Source organism: Stutzerimonas stutzeri (assembly GCF_038561965.1).
Classification (GTDB): domain Bacteria; phylum Pseudomonadota; class Gammaproteobacteria; order Pseudomonadales; family Pseudomonadaceae; genus Stutzerimonas; species Stutzerimonas stutzeri_AA.
In genome coordinates this window covers 4213961-4239968 of sequence record NZ_CP139348.1, presented here as the reverse complement: position 1 = coordinate 4239968, position 26008 = coordinate 4213961, and the positions used below count along the sequence as shown (strand labels likewise).

General features: G+C 64.7%; 24 protein-coding genes. 16 read left to right on the top strand and 8 right to left on the bottom strand.

The genetic code is table 11. The annotated features are described in order from the left end of the window. Nucleotides 1–11: 11 nt before the first annotated feature. From phoR to glcC, 5 genes are all read right to left on the bottom strand, one after another. Nucleotides 12–1313: a phosphate regulon sensor histidine kinase PhoR gene (gene phoR, locus SM130_RS19665; protein WP_102826347.1), complete on the bottom strand. Its 1302-nt coding sequence runs from the start codon at nucleotides 1311–1313 to the stop codon at nucleotides 12–14. Between the two features lie 72 nt (nucleotides 1314–1385). After that, nucleotides 1386–2075: a phosphate regulon transcriptional regulator PhoB gene (phoB, locus tag SM130_RS19660; protein ID WP_003283304.1), complete on the bottom strand. Its 690-nt coding sequence runs from the start codon at nucleotides 2073–2075 to the stop codon at nucleotides 1386–1388. 106 nt (nucleotides 2076–2181) lie between these two features. Continuing rightward, nucleotides 2182–3075, bottom strand: a complete 894-nt coding sequence (ubiA, locus tag SM130_RS19655) for a 4-hydroxybenzoate octaprenyltransferase (RefSeq protein WP_102826346.1) — start codon at nucleotides 3073–3075, stop codon at nucleotides 2182–2184. Nucleotides 3076–3118: 43 nt separating this feature from the next. Further along, a complete protein-coding gene (locus tag SM130_RS19650; protein WP_102826345.1) occupies nucleotides 3119–3673 on the bottom strand; it encodes a chorismate--pyruvate lyase family protein in 555 nt (184 codons plus the stop codon). Between the two features lie 108 nt (nucleotides 3674–3781). After that, the gene (gene glcC, locus SM130_RS19645) at nucleotides 3782–4555 is read right to left on the bottom strand and encodes a transcriptional regulator GlcC (RefSeq protein ID WP_102826344.1); all 774 of its coding nucleotides are present in this window, start codon (nucleotides 4553–4555) and stop codon (nucleotides 3782–3784) included. A gap of 238 nt (nucleotides 4556–4793) precedes the next feature. Between glcC and glcD the strand changes: the two genes are divergently transcribed. The 10 genes from glcD to SM130_RS19595 all read left to right on the top strand — a co-directional run bounded on the left by glcD (nucleotide 4794) and on the right by SM130_RS19595 (nucleotide 15715). Then, entirely contained in the window at nucleotides 4794–6293 is a 1500-nt protein-coding gene (gene glcD, locus SM130_RS19640) for a glycolate oxidase subunit GlcD (RefSeq protein ID WP_102826343.1), read from the top strand. Continuing rightward, a complete protein-coding gene (glcE, locus tag SM130_RS19635) occupies nucleotides 6293–7354 on the top strand; it encodes a glycolate oxidase subunit GlcE (protein ID WP_102826342.1) in 1062 nt (353 codons plus the stop codon). Before glcD ends, glcE begins: the two co-directional genes overlap by 1 nt. Before the next feature lie 6 nt (nucleotides 7355–7360). Further along, the gene (gene glcF / locus SM130_RS19630) at nucleotides 7361–8578 is read left to right on the top strand and encodes a glycolate oxidase subunit GlcF (protein ID WP_102826341.1); all 1218 of its coding nucleotides are present in this window, start codon (nucleotides 7361–7363) and stop codon (nucleotides 8576–8578) included. A gap of 171 nt (nucleotides 8579–8749) precedes the next feature. Beyond that, a complete protein-coding gene (locus SM130_RS19625; RefSeq protein ID WP_015278494.1) occupies nucleotides 8750–9154 on the top strand; it encodes a heme-binding protein in 405 nt (134 codons plus the stop codon). 20 nt (nucleotides 9155–9174) lie between these two features. Beyond that, nucleotides 9175–11355, top strand: a complete 2181-nt coding sequence (locus SM130_RS19620; protein WP_102826340.1) for a malate synthase G — start codon at nucleotides 9175–9177, stop codon at nucleotides 11353–11355. A gap of 219 nt (nucleotides 11356–11574) precedes the next feature. Further along, entirely contained in the window at nucleotides 11575–13278 is a 1704-nt protein-coding gene (locus SM130_RS19615; protein WP_102826339.1) for an L-lactate permease, read from the top strand. Nucleotides 13279–13392: 114 nt separating this feature from the next. Beyond that, nucleotides 13393–13560, top strand: a complete 168-nt coding sequence (locus tag SM130_RS19610; protein WP_102826338.1) for a rubredoxin — start codon at nucleotides 13393–13395, stop codon at nucleotides 13558–13560. Between the two features lie 34 nt (nucleotides 13561–13594). Beyond that, nucleotides 13595–14779, top strand: coding sequence for an FAD-dependent oxidoreductase (locus SM130_RS19605; RefSeq protein ID WP_102826337.1), 1185 nt, complete (start codon nucleotides 13595–13597; stop codon nucleotides 14777–14779). A 149-nt stretch (nucleotides 14780–14928) separates the two neighbouring features. Further along, entirely contained in the window at nucleotides 14929–15201 is a 273-nt protein-coding gene (locus SM130_RS19600; protein WP_003283322.1) for an HU family DNA-binding protein, read from the top strand. A gap of 139 nt (nucleotides 15202–15340) precedes the next feature. After that, a complete protein-coding gene (locus SM130_RS19595) occupies nucleotides 15341–15715 on the top strand; it encodes a helicase (protein WP_102826336.1) in 375 nt (124 codons plus the stop codon). 65 nt (nucleotides 15716–15780) lie between these two features. Here SM130_RS19595 and SM130_RS19590 read toward each other — a convergent pair whose 3' ends face one another. Further along, nucleotides 15781–16698 carry a LysR family transcriptional regulator gene (locus SM130_RS19590; RefSeq protein ID WP_102826335.1) on the bottom strand — a complete coding sequence of 306 codons (918 nt, stop codon included), beginning with the start codon at nucleotides 16696–16698 and terminating at the stop codon, nucleotides 15781–15783. 168 nt (nucleotides 16699–16866) lie between these two features. Here SM130_RS19590 and SM130_RS19585 point away from each other — a divergent pair, with 168 nt between their 5' ends. Beyond that, entirely contained in the window at nucleotides 16867–18048 is a 1182-nt protein-coding gene (locus tag SM130_RS19585; protein WP_102826334.1) for an acyl-CoA dehydrogenase, read from the top strand. A 121-nt stretch (nucleotides 18049–18169) separates the two neighbouring features. Beyond that, nucleotides 18170–19393: a CaiB/BaiF CoA transferase family protein gene (locus SM130_RS19580; RefSeq protein WP_102826333.1), complete on the top strand. Its 1224-nt coding sequence runs from the start codon at nucleotides 18170–18172 to the stop codon at nucleotides 19391–19393. 13 nt (nucleotides 19394–19406) lie between these two features. Here the strand turns inward: SM130_RS19580 and SM130_RS19575 are convergent, their stop codons facing one another. Then, entirely contained in the window at nucleotides 19407–20420 is a 1014-nt protein-coding gene (locus SM130_RS19575; protein ID WP_102826332.1) for a zinc-binding alcohol dehydrogenase family protein, read from the bottom strand. Nucleotides 20421–20521: 101 nt separating this feature from the next. On the opposite strand from SM130_RS19575, the gene SM130_RS19570 reads away from it, so the two are divergent. From SM130_RS19570 to SM130_RS19555, 4 genes are all read left to right on the top strand, one after another. Next, nucleotides 20522–21442 (top strand): LysR family transcriptional regulator, encoded by a 921-nt coding sequence (locus SM130_RS19570; RefSeq protein WP_102826331.1) that lies wholly within the window; start codon nucleotides 20522–20524, stop codon nucleotides 21440–21442. 90 nt (nucleotides 21443–21532) lie between these two features. After that, nucleotides 21533–22156: a LemA family protein gene (locus tag SM130_RS19565; RefSeq protein WP_181019291.1), complete on the top strand. Its 624-nt coding sequence runs from the start codon at nucleotides 21533–21535 to the stop codon at nucleotides 22154–22156. Then, nucleotides 22153–22905 (top strand): TPM domain-containing protein, encoded by a 753-nt coding sequence (locus SM130_RS19560; RefSeq protein ID WP_102826330.1) that lies wholly within the window; start codon nucleotides 22153–22155, stop codon nucleotides 22903–22905. The genes SM130_RS19565 and SM130_RS19560 overlap by 4 nt, the downstream gene beginning before the upstream one ends. 18 nt (nucleotides 22906–22923) lie before the next feature. After that, a complete protein-coding gene (locus tag SM130_RS19555) occupies nucleotides 22924–23541 on the top strand; it encodes a TPM domain-containing protein (protein ID WP_102826511.1) in 618 nt (205 codons plus the stop codon). Between the two features lie 33 nt (nucleotides 23542–23574). On the opposite strand, the gene SM130_RS19550 is transcribed toward SM130_RS19555, so the two are convergent. Beyond that, a complete protein-coding gene (locus tag SM130_RS19550) occupies nucleotides 23575–25551 on the bottom strand; it encodes an AAA family ATPase (RefSeq protein ID WP_102826329.1) in 1977 nt (658 codons plus the stop codon). Nucleotides 25552–26008 lie beyond the last annotated feature (457 nt).

Genomic DNA, 26008 nt, shown 5'->3' with positions numbered 1-26008 from the left:
TACGTGCCGAATCAGCGGCCGGGTATCTGGCTATTCTGAAAATGGCAGGAGAAACGGCTGCCCTGACCGGGGGTGCTGCTGATGTCCAGGCGGCCCTGATGGCGCAGCAGTACATGCTTGACGATTGCCAGGCCGAGCCCTGTGCCACCGGTGCTGCTGGCGCGGCTGGAGTCGACCCGATAGAAGCGTTCGGTGAGTCGTGGCAGATGCTTCTGCTCGATGCCGATGCCGCTGTCCTCGACGCACAGGTGCGCACCGACCTCATCGCCCCACCAGCGCACATGCACGCTGCCGCCATCGGGCGTGTACTTCACCGCATTGAACACCAGGTTCGAGAAGGCGCTGCGCAGCTCCGTCTCGCTGCCTTTGAGCTGCAAGGCCGGGTCGGCATCGAGGCTGATCAGATGCCCGCGGCTGCCTGACAGGGCGCGCGCATCGCTGATGATCGACTGCAACAACGGCCCCACGGCGACCGGCTGGTTGTCGGTCGGCCGGCTGCTGGTTTCCAGGCGGGCCAGCAATAGCAGGTCGTTAAGCAGGTGCTGCATGCGCCCGGCCTGCTGGTTCATCTGCTGCAGAGCCCGGAGCCAGCGCGGGTTCACCCCCTCGGCATTCTCCAGCATGGTTTCCAGGTAGCCGGCGATCACGGTTAGTGGCGTGCGCAACTCGTGGGAGACGTTGGCGACGAAGTCTTTGCGCATCTGCTCCAACTGGTGCAGGCGAGTGACATCGCGCACCAGCAACAGGTGTTCGCTGTTGCCGTAGCGGGTTACGTTGAACTGCAGCCGAAGGCGATCATTCACCGGCGAGGCCAGCTCCAGCGGCTGTTCGTAGTTGCCGCTGTCGAAGTACTCCTTGAATGCGGGGTGGCGCACCAGGTTGCTGATCGGGTGGCCTGCGTCCTGCTGTTTCTTCAGCCCCAGCAGGCGATTGGCGGCGGGGTTCCACCATTCCAGATTGCCGTCGCTGTCGAGCATGATCACCGCGTCCTTTAGCGCTGCGGTGGACCCCTGGGCACGGTCGATGATGCCTTGCAGCTCGCCACGCAGGCGCAGGTCGCGGCGTTGCATCTGGTAGAGGTTATCGAAAACGTCGCCCCAGACGCCGGCGGAATCCGGCGGAGGCTCGTCGAGGTCGGCGCGGTGCAGCCAGCGCTGCAGGCGCAGCAGTTGGCGCACGGTCCAGATCAGATAGCCGGCCAGGCCGATCACCAGCACCCAGGCATATTCGCCGGTGATCAGCCCCAGCAGCAGGCAGCCGCCGAGCAGGATCAGCAGGCGACGAACGAGGGCTCCTTGCCAGTCCTGATTCAACCGATGCACTCCACAAACGTTGCGATGATGATCTGCTCGACGATGCCGGGACGCATGCTCACCCCGGCGTACTCAGCTTTTGCTGGAGAAACGATAACCGGTGCCGCGTACCGTCTGCACAAGGTTCTCATAGGCTTCGCCAAGGGCCTTGCGCAGCCGGCGGATATGCACATCCACGGTGCGCTCCTCGACGTACACGTTGCCGCCCCAGACCTGGTCGAGCAGTTGGCTGCGGGTGTAGGCGCGCTCCTGATGGGTCATGAAGAACTGCAGCAGGCGGTATTCGGTGGGGCCCATCTCGGCCGGCTTGCCGTCGATGGTGACGCGGTGGCTGACCGGGTCGAGTAGCAGGCCGCCGATCTCGATGGGCGACTCGCTGTCCACCGGGGTCGCGCGGCGCAGCACCGCCTTCAGGCGCGCCACCAGTTCTCGTGGCGAGAAAGGCTTGGTGATGTAGTCGTCAGCGCCGACTTCCAGGCCCTGGATCTTGTTGTCCTCTTCACCCTTGGCGGTGAGCATGATGATCGGCGTGTCGGCGGTCAGCTCGTCACGCTTCAGGCGACGGGCCAGCTCGATGCCCGAGGTGCCAGGCAGCATCCAGTCGAGCAGGATCAGGTCCGGCTTGCGGTCGATGATCAGCGCGTGAGCCTGCTGGGTGTTCTCTGCTTCGAGACAGTCATAGCCGGCCATTTCCAGGGCGACGACGATCATCTCCCGGATCGGCGCCTCGTCGTCGACGATCAATATGCTCTTGCCGTTCATGGTCCAGCCTCGGGTCTGTTCTTGTCGTCCGGCATTAGATAACGGAATTATTGCAGCCATGTGACAGGCAGACGGCAGCAAAGGCTCTAGCACGGCTCGCGGAGAATTAAGCCCGGGTTGCGTAATCCACAATGATGCCAACGAGGATCGCCAGTCCCGCCCAGTGATTGTGCAAAAACGCCTTGAAGCAGGCCTGCGGCTTGCGCGAAGCGGTCTTCCAGAATTCCCAGGCGAAGCAGCCGGCAGCGACGACCAATCCCAGGTGGAACCACTGGCCGAGCTCGAAGCGCGCACCGGCGAGCAGCAGGCAGAAAAGCGCTAGGCCTTGCAGGGTGACAATGATGACGCGGTCCGCTTCGCCGAACAGAATCGCGGTGGATTTGATGCCGATCTTCAGGTCGTCCTCGCGATCCGCCATGGCGTAATAGGTGTCGTAGGCCACCGTCCACAGCAGGTTGGCGATGAACAGCAGCCAGGCTTCCGGTGGCAGGCTGCCGGTTTCGGCGGTGAAGGCCATCGGCATGCCCCAGGAGAACGCCGCGCCGAGCACCACCTGCGGGTAGAAGGTGTAGCGCTTCATGAACGGGTAGCAGGCGGCCAGGGCCAGAGCGCCGAACGACAGGTAGACCGTCGTCGCGTTGGTCAGCAGCACCAGGCCGAAGCTCAGGCCCACCAGCACGGCGAACAGCGTCCAGGCCTCGCGCGAGCTGACCCGGCCAGCAGCCATCGGGCGTGCCTGGGTGCGCTGCACGTGTCCGTCGAAGTTGCGGTCGGCGAAGTCGTTGACCACACAGCCGGCGGCGCGCATCAGAATCACACCGGTGATGAAGATGAACAGGTTCTTCGCGCTGGGCACGCCCTCGGCGGCAATCCACAGCGCCCACAGGGTCGGCCAAAGCAGCAGGTAGGTGCCGATGGGCTTGTCCAGGCGCATCAGCTGGATGAAGTCCCAGGCGCGCGGGTGCAAGCGATTGCACGATTGCAGCAGTTTCAGATACATCAGCGGCTCTCCTTGGCGGAAGGGGACGTGCAGAGCGACGCGCTCAGGATGTGACGGCGGCGGCCTGCCACAGCTCGGGAAGGAACACCTCGGCAACCAGCACGCCTAGGCGATTCTGGCGGAAGCACGAGCGCCGCGCCCAGAGCCCGTCGACACGGCACGCATCCGGCAGCCAGTGCGACGGGTACTGGCAGGCCTCAAGCGTGCCGCGGGTAAAGGCCGGATTGCTGAACAGCAACTCGCCCAAAGAACGATCGCCCAGGCTTTGCAGGTCGAGGCCGGATTCCTCCAGCTGTGCTCGTGCAGCAACGCTGCGGGCGAACACCCACGGCCGGCCATGACCGCACAGATAGACCTCGCGCACCCAGCCTTCGCTCTGTTCGGGCACGTCGAGGGCCGCGCATTCATCGGCGCGCAACGGCAGCCAGGCTTGGTGCAACGGAATGACGCTGAAGGCGCCAGCGGCGAGTTCGGTCAGGCGGCGCGTTAGCGAGCCCTTGTCGACGTAGAGCCAGTCATGCAGAGCGGGATCGAGGGGGCAAGGCAGGCGGTCGGCACTCAGCCAGTCAAGAAGTTCGGACACGGCGCGTTCGGGCATAGCGGAAAGATCGGCGAGTCTAGCATGCGCCCCGGCCGCTGCAGGACGCAGGCGACAACGCGGCGCGTGCATGGCCTGTAGGGCTGCGCTGGAGGCGCTACAGGATGCTCAGGTCCAGCCTTCCAGGCGCATGGTGGCGCGCACCAGGCGCTGCTCTTCCTGCTCGATTTCCTTGAGGTTGTCGCGAATGCCGTGGATGTGGTCGCGCGCCGCACGCTGGGCCTGCTCGGGCAGGCGTTCGATCACCGCGTGATAGAGCCGCGAATGCTGGCGGTCGATCTGCCGCTTCTGTGCCGGGCGGTGGTAGAGGTTGTTCACCGAGGCGAACACGGTACTCAGCATCAGGTCGGTCAGCGACTGCAACGTGTGCACCAGTACCGGGTTGTGCGAGGCCTCGCAGATCGCCAGATGGAAGGCGTGATCGAGGCGGGCATGCTCGCGCGGATCGGCGCCCTGCTCGCTGGTGTGGGCCGCGAGCATCTCCTCGTAGCGCCGGCGCAGCAGGATGAAATCCGCGTCGGTGCCGCGCAAGGCCGCCAGCCGGGCCGATTCGCTTTCCAGCAGTGCACGTACCTCCAGCAGGTCATAGAGCGTGCGCGGCTGCGAGTTGAACAGGTGCATCAGTGGGCTGGCGTCATGGTTGCCGGACAGTTCGGCAACGAACGAGCCGCGACCCTGGGACGTCTCGATGATGCCGCGCCCGCGCAGCACCCGCAGACCTTCGCGCAAGGCCGAGCGCGAAATGCCCAGCTTCTCGCACAGGCGCCGCTCCGAGGGCAGGGCTTGGCCGACCTTCAATACCCCATCGACGATCAGGCGCTCGATGCGCTCGGCGACGACGTCGGCGACTTGACGGCGATCATTGTGGTTTTCGTTCTGCATGCCTCTCACTCTCCACTGGTAGGACCAGTTCGGCGGCAGTGTAGCCATAATGCTTGTGGATCAGTAGTAGCAAGGGCTGGACGGCCATCAGGTAGTGCTAATGCTGGCGTAACTACAAAAAACTGGTAGGACCAGTTGTCAGGGCTATGGACTGGCAGGGCTGTTCGACGTTAAAGATGCGTCATTCCACCGCAGCCGTCCGCTGCTGGCTGTGACCCAAAGAGAGCCGGAACCTGCCATGAACATTCTCTACGACGAACGCGTCGATGGTGCGTTGCCCAAGGTCGACAAGGCTGCCCTGCTGGCCGAGCTGCAGGCGCAGCTGCCCGACCTGGACATCCTCCACCGCAGCGAAGACCTCAAGCCCTACGAGTGCGACGGGCTCTCCGCCTATCGCACCACGCCGCTGCTGGTCGTGCTGCCCGAACGCGTCGAGCAGGTCGAGACGCTGCTCAAGCTCTGCAATCAGCGTGGCGTGCCGGTAGTTGCCCGCGGCGCCGGTACCGGCCTGTCCGGCGGCGCGCTGCCGCTGGAGCAGGGCATCCTGCTGGTGATGGCGCGTTTCAACAAGATTCTCGAAGTCGACCCGGCTGGGCGCTTTGCCCGTGTGCAGCCCGGCGTGCGCAATCTGGCGATTTCCCAGGCCGCGGCGCCCTATGAGCTGTATTACGCGCCAGACCCTTCGTCGCAGATCGCCTGCTCCATCGGCGGCAACGTCGCCGAGAACGCCGGCGGCGTGCACTGCCTGAAGTACGGCCTGACCGTGCACAACCTGCTCAAGGTGGACATCCTCACCGTCGAGGGCGAGCGCATGACCCTCGGCTCCGATGCACTGGATTCGCCGGGCTTCGACCTGATGGCGCTGTTCACCGGCTCCGAAGGCATGCTCGGCATCGTCACCGAGGTGACGGTCAAGCTGCTGCCCAAGCCGCAAGTCGCCAAGGTGCTGCTCGCCGCCTTCGACTCGGTGGAGAAAGCCGGTCGTGCGGTGGGCGACATCATCGCTGCCGGCATCATTCCCGGTGGCCTGGAAATGATGGACAACCTGTCCATCCGCGCTGCCGAAGACTTCATTCATGCCGGCTACCCTGTGGATGCCGAGGCGATCCTGCTCTGCGAGCTGGATGGTGTGGAAGCCGATGTCCATGACGACTGCGCTCGGGTCAGCGAAGTGCTGAAGCTGGCTGGCGCCACCGAAGTGCGCCTGGCCAAGGACGAAGCCGAGCGCGTGCGTTTCTGGGCCGGGCGCAAGAACGCCTTCCCGGCGGTCGGGCGCATCTCGCCGGACTACTACTGCATGGATGGCACCATCCCGCGCCGCGAGCTGCCGGGCGTGCTGAAAGGCATTGCCGACCTCTCCGAGCAGTTCGGCCTGCGCGTGGCCAACGTGTTCCATGCCGGCGACGGCAACATGCACCCGCTGATCCTCTTCGATGCCAACCAGCCCGGTGAGCTGGAACGCGCCGAAGACCTGGGCGGCAAGATCCTTGAGCTCTGCGTGAAGGTGGGCGGCAGCATCACCGGCGAACACGGCGTCGGCCGCGAGAAGATCAACCAGATGTGCTCGCAGTTCAATGCCGACGAGCTGACGCTGTTCCACGCGGTGAAAGCGGCATTCGACCCGAGCGGTCTGCTCAACCCGGGCAAGAACATCCCGACCCTGCATCGCTGCGCCGAATTCGGCCGCATGCACATCCACAACGGCCAGCTGCCTTTTCCCGAACTGGAGCGTTTCTGATGCCCGTAATCACCAACGACGCCAGCGCGCAGTTGCTGGACCAAGTCAACCAGGCGCTTGTCGCCAAGACGCCGCTGCGCATCCAGGGCAGCGGCAGCAAGAGCTTTCTCGGCCGGCAGGCCGAAGGTGTGTTGCTCGATACCCGCGAGCACCGCGGCATCGTCACCTACGACCCCACCGAATTGGTCGTTACCGTTCGCGCCGGCACGCCGCTGGCGGAGCTGGAAGCCGCGCTGGATGCGGCGGGGCAGATGCTTCCTTGCGAGCCGCCGCACTTCGCGGACGGCGCTACGGTCGGCGGCATGATTGCCGCCGGGCTGTCCGGGCCACGCCGCCCGTGGAGCGGTTCGGTGCGCGATTTCGTGCTCGGCTCGCGGGTCATCACCGGCCAGGGCAAGCACCTGCGCTTCGGTGGCGAAGTGATGAAGAACGTTGCCGGCTACGACCTCTCGCGCCTGATGGCCGGCAGTTTCGGTTGCCTCGGCGTGCTCACCGAAGTCTCGCTCAAGGTGCTGCCCAAGCCGCGCCTGTGCACCAGCCTGCGGCTGGAGATCGACCTCGACCGGGCGTTGCTCAAGCTCGCCGAATGGGGTCAGCAGCCTATCCCGATCAGCGCCGCCAGCCATGACGGCCAGGCGCTGCACTTGCGTCTGGAAGGTGGTGAAGGCTCGGTCGGGGCGGCGCGCGAGCGCATCGGTGGCGAGGACCTCGAAGCGGGCTACTGGAACGAGCTGCGCGAACAGCGTCAGGCGTTCTTCGCCGACCCGCGCCCGCTGTGGCGCCTGTCGCTGCCCAACAACACGCCGCCGCTGGCGCTGCCAGGCGATCAGCTGGTGGACTGGGCCGGTGCCCAGCGCTGGCTGAAGTCCGATGCCGGCGCGGTGACCATCCGTGGGATCGCCATCGAAGTCGGCGGCCATGCCACCTGTTTTACCGCTGGTGCCACGACGAATCCGTTCCAGCCGCTTTCCGTACCGCTGCTGCGCTATCACCGCCAGCTCAAGGCCGCGCTCGATCCGCAGGGGATCTTCAACCCCGGCCGCATGTATTCCGAGGTCTGACGACGTATGCAAACGAATTTGAGTGAGGCCGCAAAGAAGCTGCCGCGCGCCGAAGAAGCCGAAAGCATTCTGCGCTCGTGCGTGCATTGCGGTTTCTGCAATGCCACCTGCCCGACCTACCAGCTGCTGGGTGACGAGCTGGACGGGCCGCGCGGGCGCATCTACCTGATGAAGCAGATGTTCGAAGGCGGCGAGGTGACCGAGAGCACCCAGCTGCACCTGGACCGCTGCCTGACCTGCCGCAACTGCGAAACCACCTGCCCGTCGGGGGTGAAGTACCACAACCTGCTGGACATCGGCCGTGACTTCATCGAACAGCAGGTGCAGCGCCCGCTGGGCGAGCGCCTGATGCGTGGTGGCCTGCGCACGGTGATTCCGCGTCCGGCACTGTTCAAGGCTCTGCTGGGCACCGGCAATGCACTGAAGCCGCTGATGCCTGCCTCGCTCAGGGGCCATCTGCCACGCGAGGTCCGCCCGGCCAAGCCGCGCCCGCAAGTCATGCACAGCCGTCGCGTGCTGATGCTCGAAGGTTGCGTGCAGCCAAGTCTGTCGCCGAGCACCAATGCTGCCGCCGCGCGGGTGCTTGATCGCCTCGGTATCAGCGTCAGCCCGGCACGCGAGGCTGGCTGCTGCGGTGCGGTGGATTACCATCTCAATGCGCAGGATGCCGGACTGGATCGCGCGCGGCGCAACATCGATGCCTGGTGGCCGGCCATCGAGGCCGGTGCCGAAGCCATCGTGCAGACCGCCAGCGGCTGCGGTGCCTTCGTCAAGGAATATGCCCATCTGCTCAAGGATGACCCGGCCTACGCCGCCAAGGCCGCGCGCGTCAGTGAGCTGGCCAAGGATCTTGTCGAAGTGCTGCGCAGCGCCGAGCTGGAAAAACTGGACGTACGCACAGACAAGCGCATGGCCTTCCATTGTCCGTGCACACTGCAGCACGCACAGAAGCTCGGCGGCGCGGTCGAAGACGTGCTCGCCCGCCTGGGCTTCCAGCTCACCGCCGTGCCGGATGCGCATCTGTGCTGTGGCTCGGCGGGCAGTTACTCGATCACCCAGCCGGAAATTTCCATGCAGCTGCGCGACAACAAGCTCAACGCGTTGGAAAGCGGCAAGCCGGAAGTGATCGTCACCGCCAACATCGGCTGCCAGACGCACCTCGACGGTGCCGGCCGCACGCCGGTCAAGCACTGGATCGAAGTGGTCGAGGAATCGATGGGGTAGGCATAGCCCTGTAGGGTGGGCTTCAGCCCACCGTTCGCAGCCAAGCCTCGCGTGTGCTGGTGGGCTGAAACCCACCCTGCGGGACGGATAGAGCGCGCCGCGTCAGGGCATGAGCCCACGCAAACGCTCACCACACGAACAATTTGAATATATGAGAACAGGAAAATCGAGATGAAAAGCAAAGCCGTACTGAGCCAGACCGAAGTCGCCACCATCCTCGCTGCCGCCCGCGCCGAAGCGCAGGCCAACGGCTGGGCCGTGACCATCGTCGTCGCCGACGACGGTGGCCATCCGCTGGCGCTGGAGCGTCTGGACGGCTGCGCGCCGATCGCCTCCTACATCGCCACCGAAAAGGCCCGCAGCTCGGCCCTCGGCCGTCGTGAAACCAAGGGCTATGAAGACATGGTCAACGGCGGCCGCAGCGCCTTCCTCTCCGCGCCGGTGGTTTGCTCGCTGGAAGGCGGCGTGCCGGTAGTGGTCGATGGCCAGGTGATCGGCTCGGTCGGCGTCTCCGGCGTGACCGCCGCGCAGGACGCCCAGATCGCCAAGGCTGGCGTTGCCGCCCTGGCCAACTGAACAAGAAAGGAGAACGACTGATGACCGAGCGTGTAACCCTGGGCCGCCTGCAAGTGGCGGCCAATCTGCAGCGTTTCATCGAGGACGAAGTCCTGCCGGGCACCGGTATTGAAGCCGCGGCCTTCTGGCAGGGCCTGGACACCCTGGTCCACGACCTGGCGCCGAAGAACCGTGAACTGCTCGCCGAGCGTGATCGCCTGCAGGTCGAGCTGGATACCTGGCACAAAGCCAATCCCGGCCCGATCAAGGACATGGTCGCCTATCGCGCCTTCCTCGAATCCATCGGCTACCTGCTGCCGGTGCCGGGCGATGTGAAGATCGAAACCGCCAACGTCGACAGCGAAATCGCCACCCAGGCCGGCCCGCAGCTGGTGGTGCCGATCATGAACGCGCGCTACGCGCTGAACGCCGCCAACGCCCGCTGGGGCTCGCTGTATGACGCGCTCTACGGCACCGATGCCATCAGCGAAGAGGGTGGCGCGCAGAAGGGCCCGGGTTACAACGAAGTCCGTGGTGCCAAGGTCATCGCCTACGGACGCAACGTCCTCGACCAGGCCGCGCCGCTGGCCGAGGGCAGCCACGCCGACGCCACCGCCTACCGCGTACAGGATGGCCAGCTCAAGGTCACCCTGGAAAACGGCAGTGTCACCGGCCTGGCGCAGCCAGAGAAGTTCGTCGGTTTCCAGGGTGAAGCCGTCGAGCCGAAAGCCGTACTGCTGAAGAACAACGGCCTGCACATCGAAATCCAGATCGACCCGAACAGCCCGATCGGCCAGACCGATGCTGCCGGCGTGAAGGATCTGCTGGTCGAGTCCGCCGTTTCCACCATCCTCGACTGCGAAGATTCAGTCGCCGCGGTGGATGCCGACGACAAGGTGCTGGCCTACCGCAACTGGCTGGGCATCGCCCAGGGCAGCCTCAGCGAGGAAGTGGCCAAGGGCGGCTCGAGCTTCGTGCGCCGCCTGAACCCGGACCGCGAGTACAGCGCACCGAACGGCGGTGAGCTGAAGCTGCACGGGCGTTCGCTGCTGTTCATTCGCAACGTCGGTCACCTGATGACCAACCCGGCGATCCTGCTCGAAGACGGCCGCGAGATTCCCGAAGGCATCATGGATGGCGTGTTCACCAGCCTGATCGCCAAGCACGACCTCAAGCGCAAGGGCAACTCGCGTACCGGCAGCGTCTACATCGTCAAGCCGAAGATGCACGGGCCGAAGGAAGTCGCCTTCGCCGACGAGCTGTTCGGTCGCGTCGAGGACCTGATCGGCGTGCCGCGGTACACCTTGAAGATGGGCATCATGGACGAGGAGCGCCGTACCAGCGCCAACCTCAAGGCCTGCATCGCCGCGGCCAAGCACCGCGTGGCGTTCATCAACACGGGCTTTCTCGACCGTACCGGCGACGAGATGCACACCTGCATGGAAGCCGGCCCGGTTATGCGCAAGGGCGAGATGAAATCCACCCCGTGGATTCAGTCCTACGAGCGCAACAACGTGCTGGTCGGCCTGGCCTGTGGCCTGCGCGGCAAGGCGCAGATCGGCAAGGGCATGTGGGCCATGCCGGACCTGATGGCGGCCATGCTCGAGCAGAAGATCGGCCATCCGAAATCCGGCGCAAACACCGCCTGGGTTCCGTCGCCGACCGGCGCCACCCTGCATGCGTTGCACTATCACCAGGTGAACGTGCAGGCCGTGCAGAGCGAGCTGGAGAAGGTCGATCTGGCTGCCGAACGCGATCAACTGCTCAACGACCTGCTGACCATTCCGGTCGTAAGCGAGGACAAGTGGAGCGCCGAAGAGAAGCAGCAGGAGCTGGACAACAACTGCCAGGGCATCCTCGGTTACGTGGTGCGCTGGGTGGAGCAGGGCGTTGGTTGCTCCAAGGTGCCGGACATTCACAACGTCGGCCTGATGGAGGACCGCGCGACGCTGCGCATTTCCAGCCAGCACATTGCCAACTGGCTGCATCACGGCGTGGTCAGCCGCGAGCAGGTGCAGGAAACGCTTGAGCGCATGGCCAAGGTGGTCGATCAGCAAAATGCTGGCGATCCGCTCTATCGCGCCATGTCCAGCGACTACACTCAGTCGATCGCCTTCCAGGCAGCGTCGGATCTGGTGTTCAAGGGCCGTGAGCAGCCGGCGGGTTACACCGAGCCGCTGCTGCACGCGTGGCGCCAGCGTTACAAGGCAAATCAGGCCTGATAGGGGCGGAGTCCGCGTGTTGCCGGAGGTTCGGGGCGCACGCGGTGCAGGACAGCAGCCCCAGGGTGCCGATTTGGCGTCCGGGGCTTTCGAGCATGAGCGGCACGGTTTCGGCCGGGCCGTCGGGAAGCGCACCGCGTGGGGGCGTTTCGTGCGAAGCACCGGGCATGCCCGGACACATTAGAAGCGGTTCACAACAAAAAAACAGGGACCCAACAAATGAGTCAAACACTACTGTCCATCCTGGCCTTCGTGCCGCTGGTGCTGGCGGGTGTGCTGCTGATCGGCTTTCGCTGGCCGGCCAAGTACGCCATGCCGCTGGTTTTCGTCCTCACTGCGCTGATCGGCCTGCTGGCCTGGGACATGACCCTCAACCGGGTCATCGCGTCCACCTTGCAGGGCCTGATCCTCACCGCGGCGATCCTCTGGATCATCTTCGGTGCGATCCTGCTGCTCAACACGCTGAAACATTCCGGGGGGATCAGTTCGATTCGGCGTGGCTTCTCCAATGTCAGTCCTGACCGTCGCGTTCAGGTGCTGATCGTCGCCTGGCTGTTCGGCTGCTTCATCGAGGGTGCGTCTGGCTTCGGCACGCCAGCGGCGGTGGCGGCGCCGCTGATGGTGGCGCTGGGCTTCCCGGCGCTGGCGGCGGTGGTCATGGGGATGATGGTGCAGTCCACGCCGGTATCCTTCGGCGCGGTGGGTACGCCGATCCTGGTGGGCGTTGGTGCGGGTCTGGACAAGACCGGCATCAGCGAGCAGCTGGCTGCGGTGGGCAGTAACTGGGAGGTGTTCTTCCACCTGATCTTCTCGCGGGTGGCGATCATCCATGCGCTGTGCGGGATTCTCATGCCGCTGATCATGGTCAGCATCATGACCCGCTACTTCGGTCGCAACAAATCCTGGACCGAAGGTCTGGCGGTTGCGCCGTTCGCCGTGTTCACCGGTCTGGCCTTCGTCATCCCGTACGCTGCGGCCGGTGTGTTCCTCGGTCCGGAATTCCCGTCGATGATCGGTGCGCTGGTCGGTCTGGCCATCGTCGTACCGGCTGCCAAGGCTGGCTTCCTGCTGCCCAAGGACACCTGGGATTTCGCCCCGGCGAAGGAATGGCCGTCCGAATGGATGGGCAAGATCGAGATGAAGATCGAGGACGTGGCTGGCAAGACGCCGATCTCCGTACCGATGGCCTGGGCGCCTTACCTGGTGCTGGCCGGTCTGCTGGTCGCCTCGCGGGTATTCCCTGACTTCAAGGCGCTGCTGATGTCGCTCAGCTTCGGCTGGAAGGACATCCTCGGTGAGACAGGTGTCTCCGGTACGCTGGAGCCGCTGTACCTGCCTGGCGGGATTCTCTGCATCGTGGTGCTGATCACCTTCTTCCTGCATCGCATGAAGGCGCAGGAGCTGGGCGCGGCGATTTCCGAGTCGAGCAAGACTCTGCTCGGCGCGGGCTTCGTGCTGATCTTCACCATCCCGATGGTGCGGATTCTGATCAACTCCGGCGTGAATGGCTCCGATCTGGTGTCCATGCCGGTGGCGATGGCGCAGTTGGTAGCCAATAGCGTGGGCGGGGTCTATCCGTTCTTCGCACCTGCGGTCGGTGGGCTGGGTGCCTTCATCGCCGGCTCCAACACCGTGTCCAACCTCATGCTGTCGCAGTTCCAGTTCAACACCGCGGGCCTGCTGGGCCTGTCCGGTGCACTGATGGTGGCGCTGCAGTCGGTGGGTGCTGCGGCGGGCAACATGATCGCTATCCATAACGTGGTGGCGGCGTCGGCCACGGTCGGCCTGCTCGGTCGCGAAGGGATCACCCTGCGCAAGACGATGTTGCCGACCCTGTATTACCTCATCCTTGCCGGCACCATCGGCATGATCGGGTTTTACGTACTGGGTATCAGCGATCCGCTGGCGGGTACCGCAGGCTGAGCCTGACGGTATCGCGACGGGCGGCCTAGGCCGCCCGTTTTCATTTGTGGGTTTGGTGCGGCGCGCCGTTCTGGTATAGCGTGCGTCGCAATCGACAGAGCATCGAGGTTAGCGATGAAGAAATGGCAATGTGTGGTGTGCGGCTATATCTATGACGAAGCGCTGGGCGTGCCGGAAGAGGGCATCGCGCCTGGGACGGCTTGGGAAGACGTGCCGGAAGACTGGATGTGCCCGGACTGTGGCGTCGGCAAGCTCGACTTCGAAATGATCGCCATCGGCTGATTCCTTTCGCAACGCTTTTCTGGAGGACAAGATCGTGAGCGCACCCGTAGTCATCATCGGCACCGGCCTGGCCGGCTACAACCTGGCGCGGGAATTCCGCAAGCTGGACACCCAGACACCGCTTTTGCTGATCACCGCCGATGACGGGCGCTCCTATTCCAAGCCGCTGCTGTCCACCGGATTCGCCGCCAACAAGAACGCGGAGAACCTGGGCATGGCCACTGCCGGCGCCATGGCCGAGCAGCTGAATGCCGAGATTCGCACCCATACCCGCGTCACCCGTCTCGACCCGGCGAATCGGCGCGTGTGGATCGGCGACGAGCCGGTGCCCTACCGCGATCTGGTGCTGGCCTGGGGCGCGCAGACCATCCAGGTGCCGGTCGCAGGCGACGCCGCCGACGCGGTTTTTCCCATCAACGATCTGCATGATTACGGCCGCTTTCGCGCGGCGGTCGCCGGCAAGCCGCGAGTGCTGATTCTCGGCGCCGGGCTGATCGGCTGCGAGTTTGCCAACGACCTGCTGCTGGGCAGTCACGAAGTGGACTTGGTCGCGCCCAGCGAGCAGGTCATGCCCGGCCTGTTGCCGGCGGAAGCAGCCCTGGCGGTGAGAAACGGCCTGGAGGGCATCGGCGCACGTTTCCACCTCGGTTGCACGTTGCAGCGCCTTGAGCGCGGCGCCGACGGCTTGCACGCACAACTCTCCGACGGCAGCCGGCTGACATGCGATCTGGTGGTCAGCGCCGTCGGGCTGCGTCCGCGTACCGAACTGGCAGCCGGGGCGGGGCTTGATGTGGCGCGCGGCATCGTCGTTGATCGCTTGCTGCAGACCTCGGCGGCCAACATCTATGCCGTGGGTGATTGTGCTGAAGTGGAGGGGCTGAACCTGCTCTATGTGATGCCGTTGATGGCCGGGGCGCGGGCCCTCGCTAAAACCCTGTTTGGCAATCCTACCTTTGTCAGCTACGGCCCCATGCCGGTCACGGTGAAGACCCCGGCATGCCCGGTAGTGGTCTCGCTGCCTGCGGTTGGTAGTGCCGGCAGCTGGACCATAGAGGTCCAGGGTAATGACGTAAAAGCGCTCTATCACGGCGCTTCCGGTCAGCTGCTCGGCTACGCGCTGACCGGCGCGGCCGTGCAGGAGCGACTGGCACTGAACAAGCAGCTGCCTCCCGTGCTGGCGGAACTACCGCAAATTCTGTCGCTAAAGTCCCCCAGCTGAGCCCGCGAGGCGTCCGGAGGGACTGGCGCAGGTGCTAGCGCCGTGCCATTCTCCATGGGTCTGCCCCAGCCTAGAGCTGTTGCAGCGCCTTTAGCGCTGTTCTTGTGAACAGTACGGACACAACAACAAAAACGTCTCAGAGGCTCCCCATGCGTAAACCGGAACTCGCCGCAGCCATTGCCGAGAAGGCCGATCTGTCCAAGGACCAGGCCAATCGCGTACTTAACGCCGTGCTGGATGAAATCACCAATGCACTGAACCGCAAGGACAGTGTCACCCTGGTTGGTTTCGGCACCTTTGTTCAGCGCCACCGCGGTGCCCGCACCGGGAAAAACCCGCAAACCGGGCAGCCAGTGACCATCAAGGCCAGCAATACCGTTGCCTTCAAGCCCGGCAAGATGCTCAAAGACGCCGTCAACTGACGCTGCGCCAACCCGGAGCCAGCGTGCTCCGGGTCAACCTGACCGCCCAGTCCGCTCCGGACTCATTCGTACCCAGCCTTTCCCCCGCCGACCAAGCCACTACAATGCGGCCTTTTCTCGTACCCGTCGGGACATCATCATGAAATTCCGCTTTCTGCTTTGGATGCTGGGCCGCCTGATGGCCAAGGCCAGCCGCACCAATCCCGAGTTCCAGCAGCAGCTGGGTGACAAGGACCTGACCTTTCAGCTGCATACCCTGGACGGCAAGGTCGCCCGGCACTTCGTCGTGCAGAACCAGCGCGTCACCAGCAAGCGCGGCCCGGCGAGCGAACCGGCGTTCTCTCTTGGTTTCAAGGATGCCGCCTATGGTTTCGCCACCATGACCGCGAAGAACAAGCAGCTGGCATTCATGCAGGGAATTCAGAACAAGGACATCCAGATTCAGGGCAATCCGGCGCTGGTGATGTGGTTTCAAGGGCTGACGAAGTATCTGAAGCCGAAAAAGAAGAAGTAGTTTTCCGCAGCCTCCGTGGCTCGGTTCGCCCTATGGTGAGTTCCCACGCAGGCGCGTGGGAGCTCTCAGGTTTCTAGCAAATCCGCCCCCTCCCGCCAAACCCTCGCCTCATCCTTCAGCCAGTCCCGAAACGCCACCAGCCCCGCCGACTCCACCTTGCGCTCCGGAATCATCAGGTAATACGCCCGTGTCTCGCTGCGGTAGGCATGCGGGTGCGCCAGCACCAGCCGTCCTTCGGCAAGCTCCCGCTGGATCAGGAACGGTGGGATCAGCGCCACACCCATACTGTGCTCGGCGGCCTGCGCCAGCATGGAGAACAGTTCCAGTCGCGGCCCGGTCATGTCGCGGGCGACCTTAAGCCCCAGTGAATCGAACCACTGCCGCCAGGCATATGGCCGTGTGGTCTGCTGCAGCAGCGGCATTTCGGCTAGCGACTGAGCGCTGAGTGGTTGACCGTCACGCAACAGCGCCGGGCTGCAGACCGGCTGCAGATCCTCGGGCATCAGCGCATGGGCTTCGGTACCCGACCAATCGGCATCGCCGAAATAGATGGCGGCATCGAACTCGGTATCGGCGAAGAGGAACGGGCGGGTGCGGTTGGTGAGGTTCACCGTGATATCGGGATGCAGCGCCTGAAAATGCCGCAGGCGCGGCACCAGCCATTGGGTGCCGAAGGTCGGCACTACCGCCAGCTCCAGGCTCATCGCGCCCTGCTGGCCCATCACCGACAGCGTGTCGCGCTCCACCGCGTCCAGCTGCGCGGCGATGCGACGGGCGTAGGACTGGCCGGCGGCGGTCAGCTTCACGCCGCGCCGCGACCGGCGGAACAGCGCCAGGCCGAGAAATTCTTCCAGCCCGCCGATCTGCCGGCAGATGGCGCTCTGGGTCAGTGCCAGCTCGTCGGCCGCGCGGGTGAAGCTTTCGTGGCGGGCAGCGGCCTCGAAGGCGATCAGTGCAGCGGTGCTAGGGATCTTGCGGCGCATTATGCGAAGACCTCACTGGATAAGCCTGATGGCGTCGACAGAGCTTATCTCGGAGTGAGCAAAGCGCACAGTTCGGTGCGAATTCCTCGTTTGCGAGCCGTTGGCGCTGCGCCTAGGATCAATCCATCCACGTGCAGCCGCGCTGCAGACAAAACAAGAGGAGCCTCCATGGCCGGCAAAGCAAGCTTCAACTGGATCGACCCGCTGTTGCTGGATCAGCAACTGACCGAAGAAGAGCGCATGGTGCAGGGCAGCGCCGCGCAATTCGCCGCCGACAAGCTGGCACCGCGAGTGCTGGAAGCCTTCCGCCATGAGCAGACTGATCCGGCGATCTTTCGCGAGATGGGCGAAACAGGGCTGCTCGGCGCGACCATTCCCGAAGCCTACGGCGGCAGCGGGCTGAACTACGTGTGCTATGGGCTGATCGCCCGCGAGGTCGAGCGCATCGATTCGGGCTACCGCTCGATGATGAGCGTGCAGTCGTCGCTGGTGATGGTGCCGATCTACGAGTTCGGCAACGAGGCGACCCGGCAGAAGTACCTGCCCAAGCTCGCCAGCGGCGACTACATCGGCTGCTTCGGCCTGACCGAACCGAACCACGGCTCCGACCCGGGCAGCATGGTCACCCGGGCGAAGAAGGTCGATGGCGGCTATCGTCTGTCCGGCAGCAAGATGTGGATCACCAACAGCCCGATCGCCGATGTGTTCGTGGTCTGGGCCAAGGATGATGCCGGCGAGATCCGCGGCTTCGTGCTGGAAAAGGGTTGGGAAGGGCTATCCGCCCCGACGATCCACGGCAAGGTCGGCCTGCGCGCCTCGATCACCGGCGAGATCGTCATGGACAATGTGTTCTGCCCGGAAGAGAACGCCTTCCCTGATGTGCGTGGCCTGAAAGGTCCGTTCACCTGCCTGAACAGTGCCCGCTACGGCATCAGCTGGGGCGCGCTCGGCGCCGCCGAGTTCTGCTGGCACACCGCGCGCCAGTACACCCTGGACCGTCAACAGTTCGGCCGTCCGCTGGCGGCCAATCAGCTGATCCAGAAGAAGCTCGCCGACATGCAAACCGAGATCACCCTGGCCCTGCAGGGCTGCCTGCGCCTCGGTCGGATGAAGGACGAGGGCACCGCGGCGGTGGAGATCACCTCGATCATGAAGCGCAACAGCTGCGGCAAGGCGCTCGATGTGGCGCGCATGGCCCGTGACATGCTGGGCGGCAACGGCATCAGCGACGAGTTCGGTGTGGCCCGGCACCTGGTCAACCTGGAGGTAGTGAACACCTACGAGGGCACCCATGACGTGCACGCGCTGATTCTCGGCCGCGCGCAAACCGGCATCCAGGCGTTCTTCTGACGACGCCGTAGGGTGGATGACGCTCTTTTCATCCACCGTTGGCCACACACGGTGGATGGGTGAAGCGTCAGCTACGCGCCCCGATCCACCCTACATTCACTCGAGCTTCGAGGTTTCGTCCATGCCCGGCGCCCTGTCCCATGTCCGCGTTCTCGATCTGTCCCGCGTGCTCGCCGGGCCCTGGTGCGGGCAGATTCTCGGTGATCTCGGCGCCGAGGTGATCAAGGTCGAGCGCCCAGGCACGGGCGACGATACCCGCCATTGGGGGCCGCCCTATCTCAAGGATCAGAACAGCGAGAACACGTCGGAGGCGGCCTATTACCTGACTGCCAACCGCAACAAGCAGTCGCTGACCGTCGACTTCACCCGGCCCGAGGGCCAACTCATCATCCGCGAGCTGGTGGCGCAGTGCGATGTGCTGCTGGAGAACTTCAAGGTCGGCGGGCTGGCCGCCTACGGGCTGGATTACGAAAGCCTGAAGGCGATCAATCCGCGGCTAATCTATTGCTCGATCACCGGTTTCGGCCAGGACGGGCCTTATGCCACACGTGCCGGTTACGACTTCATGATCCAGGGCCTCGGCGGGCTGATGAGCCTGACCGGGCGCAGCGATGCGGAGGAGGGCGCCGGACCGGTCAAGGTTGGCGTGGCACTGACCGACATCCTCACCGGCTTGTACGCCACCGTAGGTGTGCTCGCTGCGCTGGCACATCGCGAGCGGACCGGCGAGGGCCAGCACGTCGACACGGCGCTGCTCGACGTGCAGGTCGCCTGCCTCGGCAACCAGGCGCTGAACTACCTCACCACCGGCGTGGCGCCGAAGCGCATGGGCAATGCCCATCCGAACATCGTGCCCTATCAGGATTTCCCCACCGCTGACGGCGACATCATTCTCACGGTCGGCAACGATGGTCAGTTCCGCAGGTTCTGCGAGGTGGCCGGCCATTCCGAGTGGGCGATCGATCCACGCTTTGCCAGCAACCGTGCGCGGGTCGCCCATCGCGCCGAACTGATACCGCTGATTCGCCAGGTCACGGTATTCCGTACGACAGCCGAATGGGTGAGCGCGCTGGAGCAGGCCGGTGTGCCTTGCGGGCCGATCAACGATCTGGCCCAGGTGTTCGCCGATCCACAGGTGCAGCATCGCGGCCTCAGGGTCGAGATGCCCCATCCGCTGGCTGGCAGCGTGCCGCAGGTGGCCAGCCCGCTGCGCATGTCTGCTTCACCCGTGGATTACCGCAACCCGCCGCCGCTGCTTGGCGAGCACAGCGAGGCGCTGTTGCAGCGCTTGCTGGGCATGAGCGATGAGCAGATCGCCGGTCTGCGCGAGGCGGGCGTCATCTAGCGACTAGGGGCGCTCAGAAACCTTCCAGCACGATCTTGCCCTTGGCCTTGCCGCTTTCCAGCAGGGCATGCGCGCGGCGCAGGTTGGCGGCGTTGATGGTGCCGAAGTGCTCGCCGAGGGTGGTGCGCAGCACGCCCTGATCGACCATTTCGCTGACCCGCTGCAGCAGGCGGTGCTGTTCGATCATGTCCGGCGTCTCGAACAGCGAGCGGGTGAACATCAGTTCCCAGTGCAGCGACAGGCTCTTGCGCTTGAGCTTCATCACGTCCAGCGGCTGGGCCGGATCGTCGATCAGCGCGAGGCGGCCCTGCGGCGTCAGCGCCTCGACCAGCTGATCGAAGTGCTGATCGGTCTGGGTCAGGCTGGCGACATGGCTGACGCTGGCGAAGCCGGCGCGTTGTAGTTCGGCATGCAGCGGCTGGCTGTGGTCGACGACGTGATGGGCGCCCAGCTCGCGCGCCCAGACCTGGGTCTCCGGGCGTGAGGCGGTGGCAATCACGGTGACCTCGGTGAGTTGGCGAGCCAGCTGCAGCATGATCGAACCGACCCCGCCGGCAGCGCCGACCACCAGCAGCTGCTGGCCGGCGCCCTGGCCTTCGACCAGCTGCAGGCGTTCGAACAGCAATTCCCAAGCGGTGATGGCGGTCAGCGGCAGCGCGGCGGCTTCTGCGAAGCTCAGGCTCTGTGGCTTGCGGCCGACAATGCGCTCGTCCACCACGTGCCGTTCGCTGTTGCCACCGGCACGTGCGATGGAGCCGGCGTAGAACACCTCGTCACCGACATTGAACAGGCTGACCTCGCTGCCTACGCCTACCACCACGCCGGCTACGTCCCAGCCCAGCACCTTCGGCTGGCCGGCTTCGGGCTGGGTATTGCGACGCACCTTGGTATCCACCGGATTCACCGATATCGCGCGCACCTCCACCAGCAGGTCTCGCGGACCGGGCACCGGCTCGGGCAATTCCACGTCCTGCAGGGCGCGGGGATCGTCGATGGCAAGGGAATCGAAATAGGCGACCGCTTTCATGCTGCTCTCCATAGGGTTCGGCTGAATGCGGCCATGCTCGTTTATTTGACCCGGCGGAAAAACGGGGCGATAAGCGAGGCTCTTTCAATGGAATATTGATAATGCCCCGTTTCGACGACCTATTGCTCTTCGTTCGGACCGCAGGCAGCGGCAGTCTGTCCGCTGCCGCGAGGGCACTGGATGTTTCCCCCGCGGTGGCTAGCGCTGCGCTCAAGCGCCTCGAAAGCTCGCTTGGCGCGCGGCTGTTCGTGCGCTCCACCCGCAGTCTGCGGCTCACCGCCGAGGGTGAGCTGTACCTCGGCCACGCCCGCGCCGCCCTGGCCAGCCTGAACGAGGGTGCGCAGTTGCTGGCGGGTGGTCGCGAGGCGATCAGCGGCGTGCTGCAGCTGTCGGCGCCGTCGGACTTCGGTCGCAACGTGCTGTTGCCCTGGCTCGACGAATTCCAGGCGCGCCATCAGCAATTGCAGCTGCGCCTGTTGCTGGGCGACGGCCTGACCGATCTGTTTCGCCAGCCGGTGGACATCGTCCTGCGCTATGGCAACCCGGAGGATTCCAGCCTGGTCGCGCTGCCGGTCGCTGCCAACAATCGCAGGGTGCTCTGCGCCGCTCCGGGTTATCTGCAACGGCACGGCGAGCCGCAGCGGCTGGAAGAACTGGCGGCGCATAACTGCCTGCGCTTCATGCTCGCCGGGCGGGTACATGATCGTTGGTGTTTTCAGCAAGGGCGGCGCGCGCTCACCGTGGAGGTCAGTGGCGATCGGGTCAGCGACGACGCCGACGTGGTACGGCGCTGGGCGCTGGCTGGTGCCGGGGTGGCGTACAAGTCCTGGCTGGACATTGCCGAGGACGTAGCAGCGGGCCGCCTACAGGTTCTCCTGCCTGATTGTCTCGGCGAGGCCGCGCCACTCAGCCTGCTTTGCCCCCATCGTGCGCAGCTGAGCAAACCGGTGCGGCTGCTGCACGAGCATCTGCAGGCGCGTTGCACGGACCTCTTGCTGCGGGCGCCCTGGCATTCCCTGTAGCCCGGTTGTGGCGGTGCAGCTGTGTGCTTTTGTTGCAGGCCTGAACTCTTATGGCGTTTGGCTATTCTTATCTGTGTACTGGTTAACAGAATGGACAAGCGCATCATGCTCACGCAGCGTTCTCGATACACCTGGCAACTGACGGCGGTCGTCTTCCTTTCCTGGCTGCTGGCCGGCTGCGGAGTCAACAACATCCCAACTTATGACGAACAGGTGAAATCCGCCTGGTCGCAGGTCGAGAACCAGTATCAGCGGCGTGCCGACCTGATTCCCAATCTGGTCGAGACGGTGAAGGGCTTCGCCCGCCAGGAGCAGGAAACCCTCACTGCGGTCATCGAGGCGCGCGCCAGGGCCACCTCGATCCAGATCGACGCCAATACCCTCGACGATCCGCAGAAGTTGCAGCAATTCCAACAGGCGCAGAACCAGCTGACCGGAGCGCTGAGCCGGCTGATGGCGGTTTCCGAACGCTATCCGGATCTGAAGTCCAACCAGAACTTTCTTGCCCTGCAGTCGCAGCTCGAAGGCACCGAGAATCGCATCGCGGTAGCGCGTCGCGACTTCATCGCCGCGGTCGAGCGCTACAACACCGAGATTCGGACCTTTCCCGGCCGCATCTGGCACAAGCTGATGTATAGCGATATGCCGATCCGCGAGAACTTCGAGGCCACGGCCGAGAACGCCGAGCAAGCGCCTCAAGTGCAGTTTCAATGACGTCCAGGTTCCCGCTACTGCTGATTCTGCTGCTCTGGGCCGGAAGTCTCGTCGCCCAGGAGGCCGAGCTACCGGCGCTGACCGGCCGTGTAGTCGACCGCGCCGAGCTGCTCGACACCCAGGCCGAGGCACGCCTGACCAGCATGCTGGCCGGCCATGAGCAGGCAACCGGCGAACAGGTTGTAGTGGTGACGGTGCCTGACCTCGGCGGGCGCAGCATCGAGGAGTTCGGCCTGGAGCTCGGGCGCAGCTGGGGTATTGGTCAGGAAGGCGAAGACAATGGCGCGCTACTGATCGTCGCCCGTGACGATCGCAAGATTCGCATCGAGGTCGGCTATGGGCTGGAAGGCCGGCTCACCGATGCGCAGTCCTCGGTGATCATCAACCGCATCATCGCGCCGGCGTTCCAGCGTGGTGACTTCACAGCCGGGATCACCGAGGGGGCGGAGGCGATTGTCACGGTGCTCGGCGGTGATCCGCTGCCGGCTGAATTGCGTCCGGCCATGCCGATGGGTCAGCAACAGCCCGGCGGGCTCGGTGTGCTTGGGTTCTTCCTGATGCTGGTGGCGATCTTCGTCATTGGTGGCGGGCGTGGTGGCCGCGGTGGTGGCCGGCGTGCGTTGCTACTGGGCGCCTTGCTCGGCGGCATGGGCCGGGGCGGCGGCTTCGGTGGCGGTGGTTTCGGCGGAGGAGGCTTCGGTGGGGGCGGTGGTGGCTTCGGCGGCGGTGGTGCCTCCGGCGGCTGGTAATTCAATGATGGATGAATGATGACCTTACTGAGCGAAAGCGAACTGCAACAGGTAGCCGAGGCGATCGAGCGAATCGAGCGCAACACCGATGCCGAACTGGTGACGGTGCTGGCTGCGCAGGCTGATGACTACCGCTACATTCCGCTGCTCTGGGCCAGCCTGATCGCGCTGCTGCTACCCGGCGCGCTGTTGTTCTTCAGCGGCTGGCTGGGCGCCTGGCAGCTGCTGCTGGTGCAGTGGGCGACCTTTATCGTGCTGGCCGTGCTGTTCCGCATACCGGCGCTGACCAGCCGCCTGATCCCGCGCTCCGTGCGCTGCTGGCGCGCTTGCAACCTGGCGCGGCGGCAGTTCATCGAACTGAATCTCCATCACACCGATGCCGACACCGGGGTGCTGATTTTTGTGTCGGAAGCCGAGCGTTACGTAGAAATTCTGGTGGATCGCGGCATATCCAACCGCATCGACAACGCGGCTTGGGAATCCATCGTTGCCTGCTTCACCGATCGCGTTAAGCAGGGGCAGGTGCTGGAAGGCTTTCTTGGCTGCATCGAGGCCAGCGGCGCGCTGCTGGCCCAGCATGTGCCGAAGACCCACGCGCGTAACGAGCTGCCCAATCGCCTGGTGCTGTTGCCCTGATCGTCGGCCGCTGCCGAACGATCAGGCGGCGCTTCAGGCCATGCCGGGGCCTTCCGGCTCGGTAGCGTCCTTCGGCTCGCCAGCGACCAGGTCGAATAGCGCTCCGGTGCTGTCATCGAAGCCTGAGGCGGCGACACGCTCCAGCCCAGTGGCAGGGCCGTGCAACGGCGAGACGGCGTGGGCGCGGTCAGCAGGCACCTGTGCGACAGCCGCCAGCACTTCTTCGCCTGCTACCGTCTCGCACTCGAGCAAGCGCTCGGTGATGTGATCGAGCGCCGGCTTGAGCCGCTGCAACAGCGCCAGGCAATCCTGATTGAGCTGCTGCAGCAGTTCGTCCGCGGCCGCCAATGCTTCGCGCGGATCGCTTTCCAGATGGGCGTCGCGCACGGCTTGCAGACTCAGCAGCGAGCCACGCGGGCCCATGCCGAGGGCTCCGACCATCGATAGCGCAATCTTCGAGGCTTCCTGCAGATCCTGCCCGGCGCCGGACGACACCTCGTGGAAATACAGCTGCTCGGCACCGCGCCCGGCCAACAGCATCTGGATGCGATTGCGCAGCTCGGAATACATGTGCAGGCGCTTGTCCTCCACCGGCGTAACCAGGGTCACGCCCAGCGCCTGACCACGTGGCAGGATCGTCACCTTCTCCACTCGGCCGACATTCAGCGCCGCGGCTACCAGTGCGTGGCCGGCCTCGTGCACGGCAATGCGCTTGCGGTCAGTCGGTGACATCGGCGTCATGCCGGACGGCTGCTCACCAATGCGGCAGGTTTCCACTGCATCGACGAAGTGCGCCATGTCGACCTGGCTGGCGCCCGCGCGGGCGGCCAGCAGGGCGGCATGGTTGACGATATAGGCGATGGCGGCCGGCGTGAGGCCGACGGTGTTGCGCGCCAGTTGCGGCAAATCCAGATCAGTTGCCGCAGCAATCTTGCCGGCATACAGGCGAAACAGCGCTTCGCGGTCGTCGAGGCCGGGCAGGCCGACGGCGATGGAGCGGTCGAAACGCCCTTCACGTACCAGCGCCGGGTCGAGTGAGTTGGGGAAGTTGGTCGCACCCAGCACCAGCACGCCGGCTGCGCCATCGAAGCCGTCCATCTCGGCGAGGAACTGGTTGATGATGCGGTTGCTTTCGGCGTCGCTGGAGCGCGTCTGCTCGGCGCGCTTGCCGATGCCGTCGATCTCGTCGATGAAGATGATGCACGGTGCCTGCTTGCGCGCGGTGCGGAACAGCGCCTTGACCTTCTGGATGCCGACGCCGAAATACATCGAGGAGAAGTCGCTGCCGGTGACCTGGATGAAGCTGGCGTTCGACTCGCTGGCCAGGGCCTTGGCCAGCTGGGTTTTGCCAGTGCCGGGCTCGCCAGTCAACAGCACGCCTTTGGGCGGGCGTGCGCCCAGGCGTGCGTAGGCGGCCGGGTCGCGCAGGTAGGCAGTGACGTCGCTGAGGGCCTGCTTGGCCTCCGCTGCGCCGACAACGTCGGCGAACGTCACACCGCTGCCCTTGCGCTGTATGTCGAAACTGCGGGTCTTCATGGCGAAGAAGATCGCCGCGCCAATCAGCAGCAGGGCGATTGGTGAATAGGGCAGCAGATAGGCATAGAAGGGTTTTTCCGCGTCGGTCTGGAACATCGCCAACGGAAACAGCTCGCCGCTGCTCTGGGCGTACTGCTCAAGCAGCAGCCCGGCGACGCGACCGGACTGGTCCGGCACCCAGTAGCGCAGGCCATCGTGCAGGCTGACATAGATCGCATCCTTACCCAGCGCGGCGCTGGCGATGCTCGCGCTACGCAGATCGCCCATCAGCACCGAGAGGTCACGGCGATTGACTTGCCAGGGCTCGGTTGACTCCTGCAGCGTCTCGAGCATGCTTGCCGCCGCGCCAGTGGCTGGCGTCGACGGGGCGGTCGGGCGCAACTGCCAATAGGCCACCGATATGGCGATCAGCAGGAGCAGGAAAACGGAGAGCACAAGGCCGCGGCGACCTTGTAACAGACGTGGTGTTTTCATTTCACATCCAATCGGGTAGGCCCGATGTTTCGACAAACCACCGCCAGGAGGCGGACCACAGTTGTTTTGCGGGAAACCCCGCGGCGCCAATTGCACGGCACGCCACAGTTCGGATGTGTTGGATGCGATTTATATGCCCGACTGTGTTCTCGGGTCGGCAGACCCGATAGCCGGCGAGAATACGGCAAGTGCCACCACGGGGGCGCCCGTGCGACGAACGGACGGCAGGTTTGCGACGAATGACAGTTTGCCCAGGGAACGAAACGACCTCGCCATAGCCGCGTCGATAGGTCGCGGCAGAAGCTGTCGCTTAAGTGACCCGCTGCAGAGATTGCCGCGCAAGGGCCTGTTACCGTTCGGCGCCGCGCGCTTGCCACGCGCCGCGGCGGGCGCAAGCGACAACTCTGCCAACAGCCGACCCGGGGATGATGCCGGGGCGGCTACAAAAATAACGTCC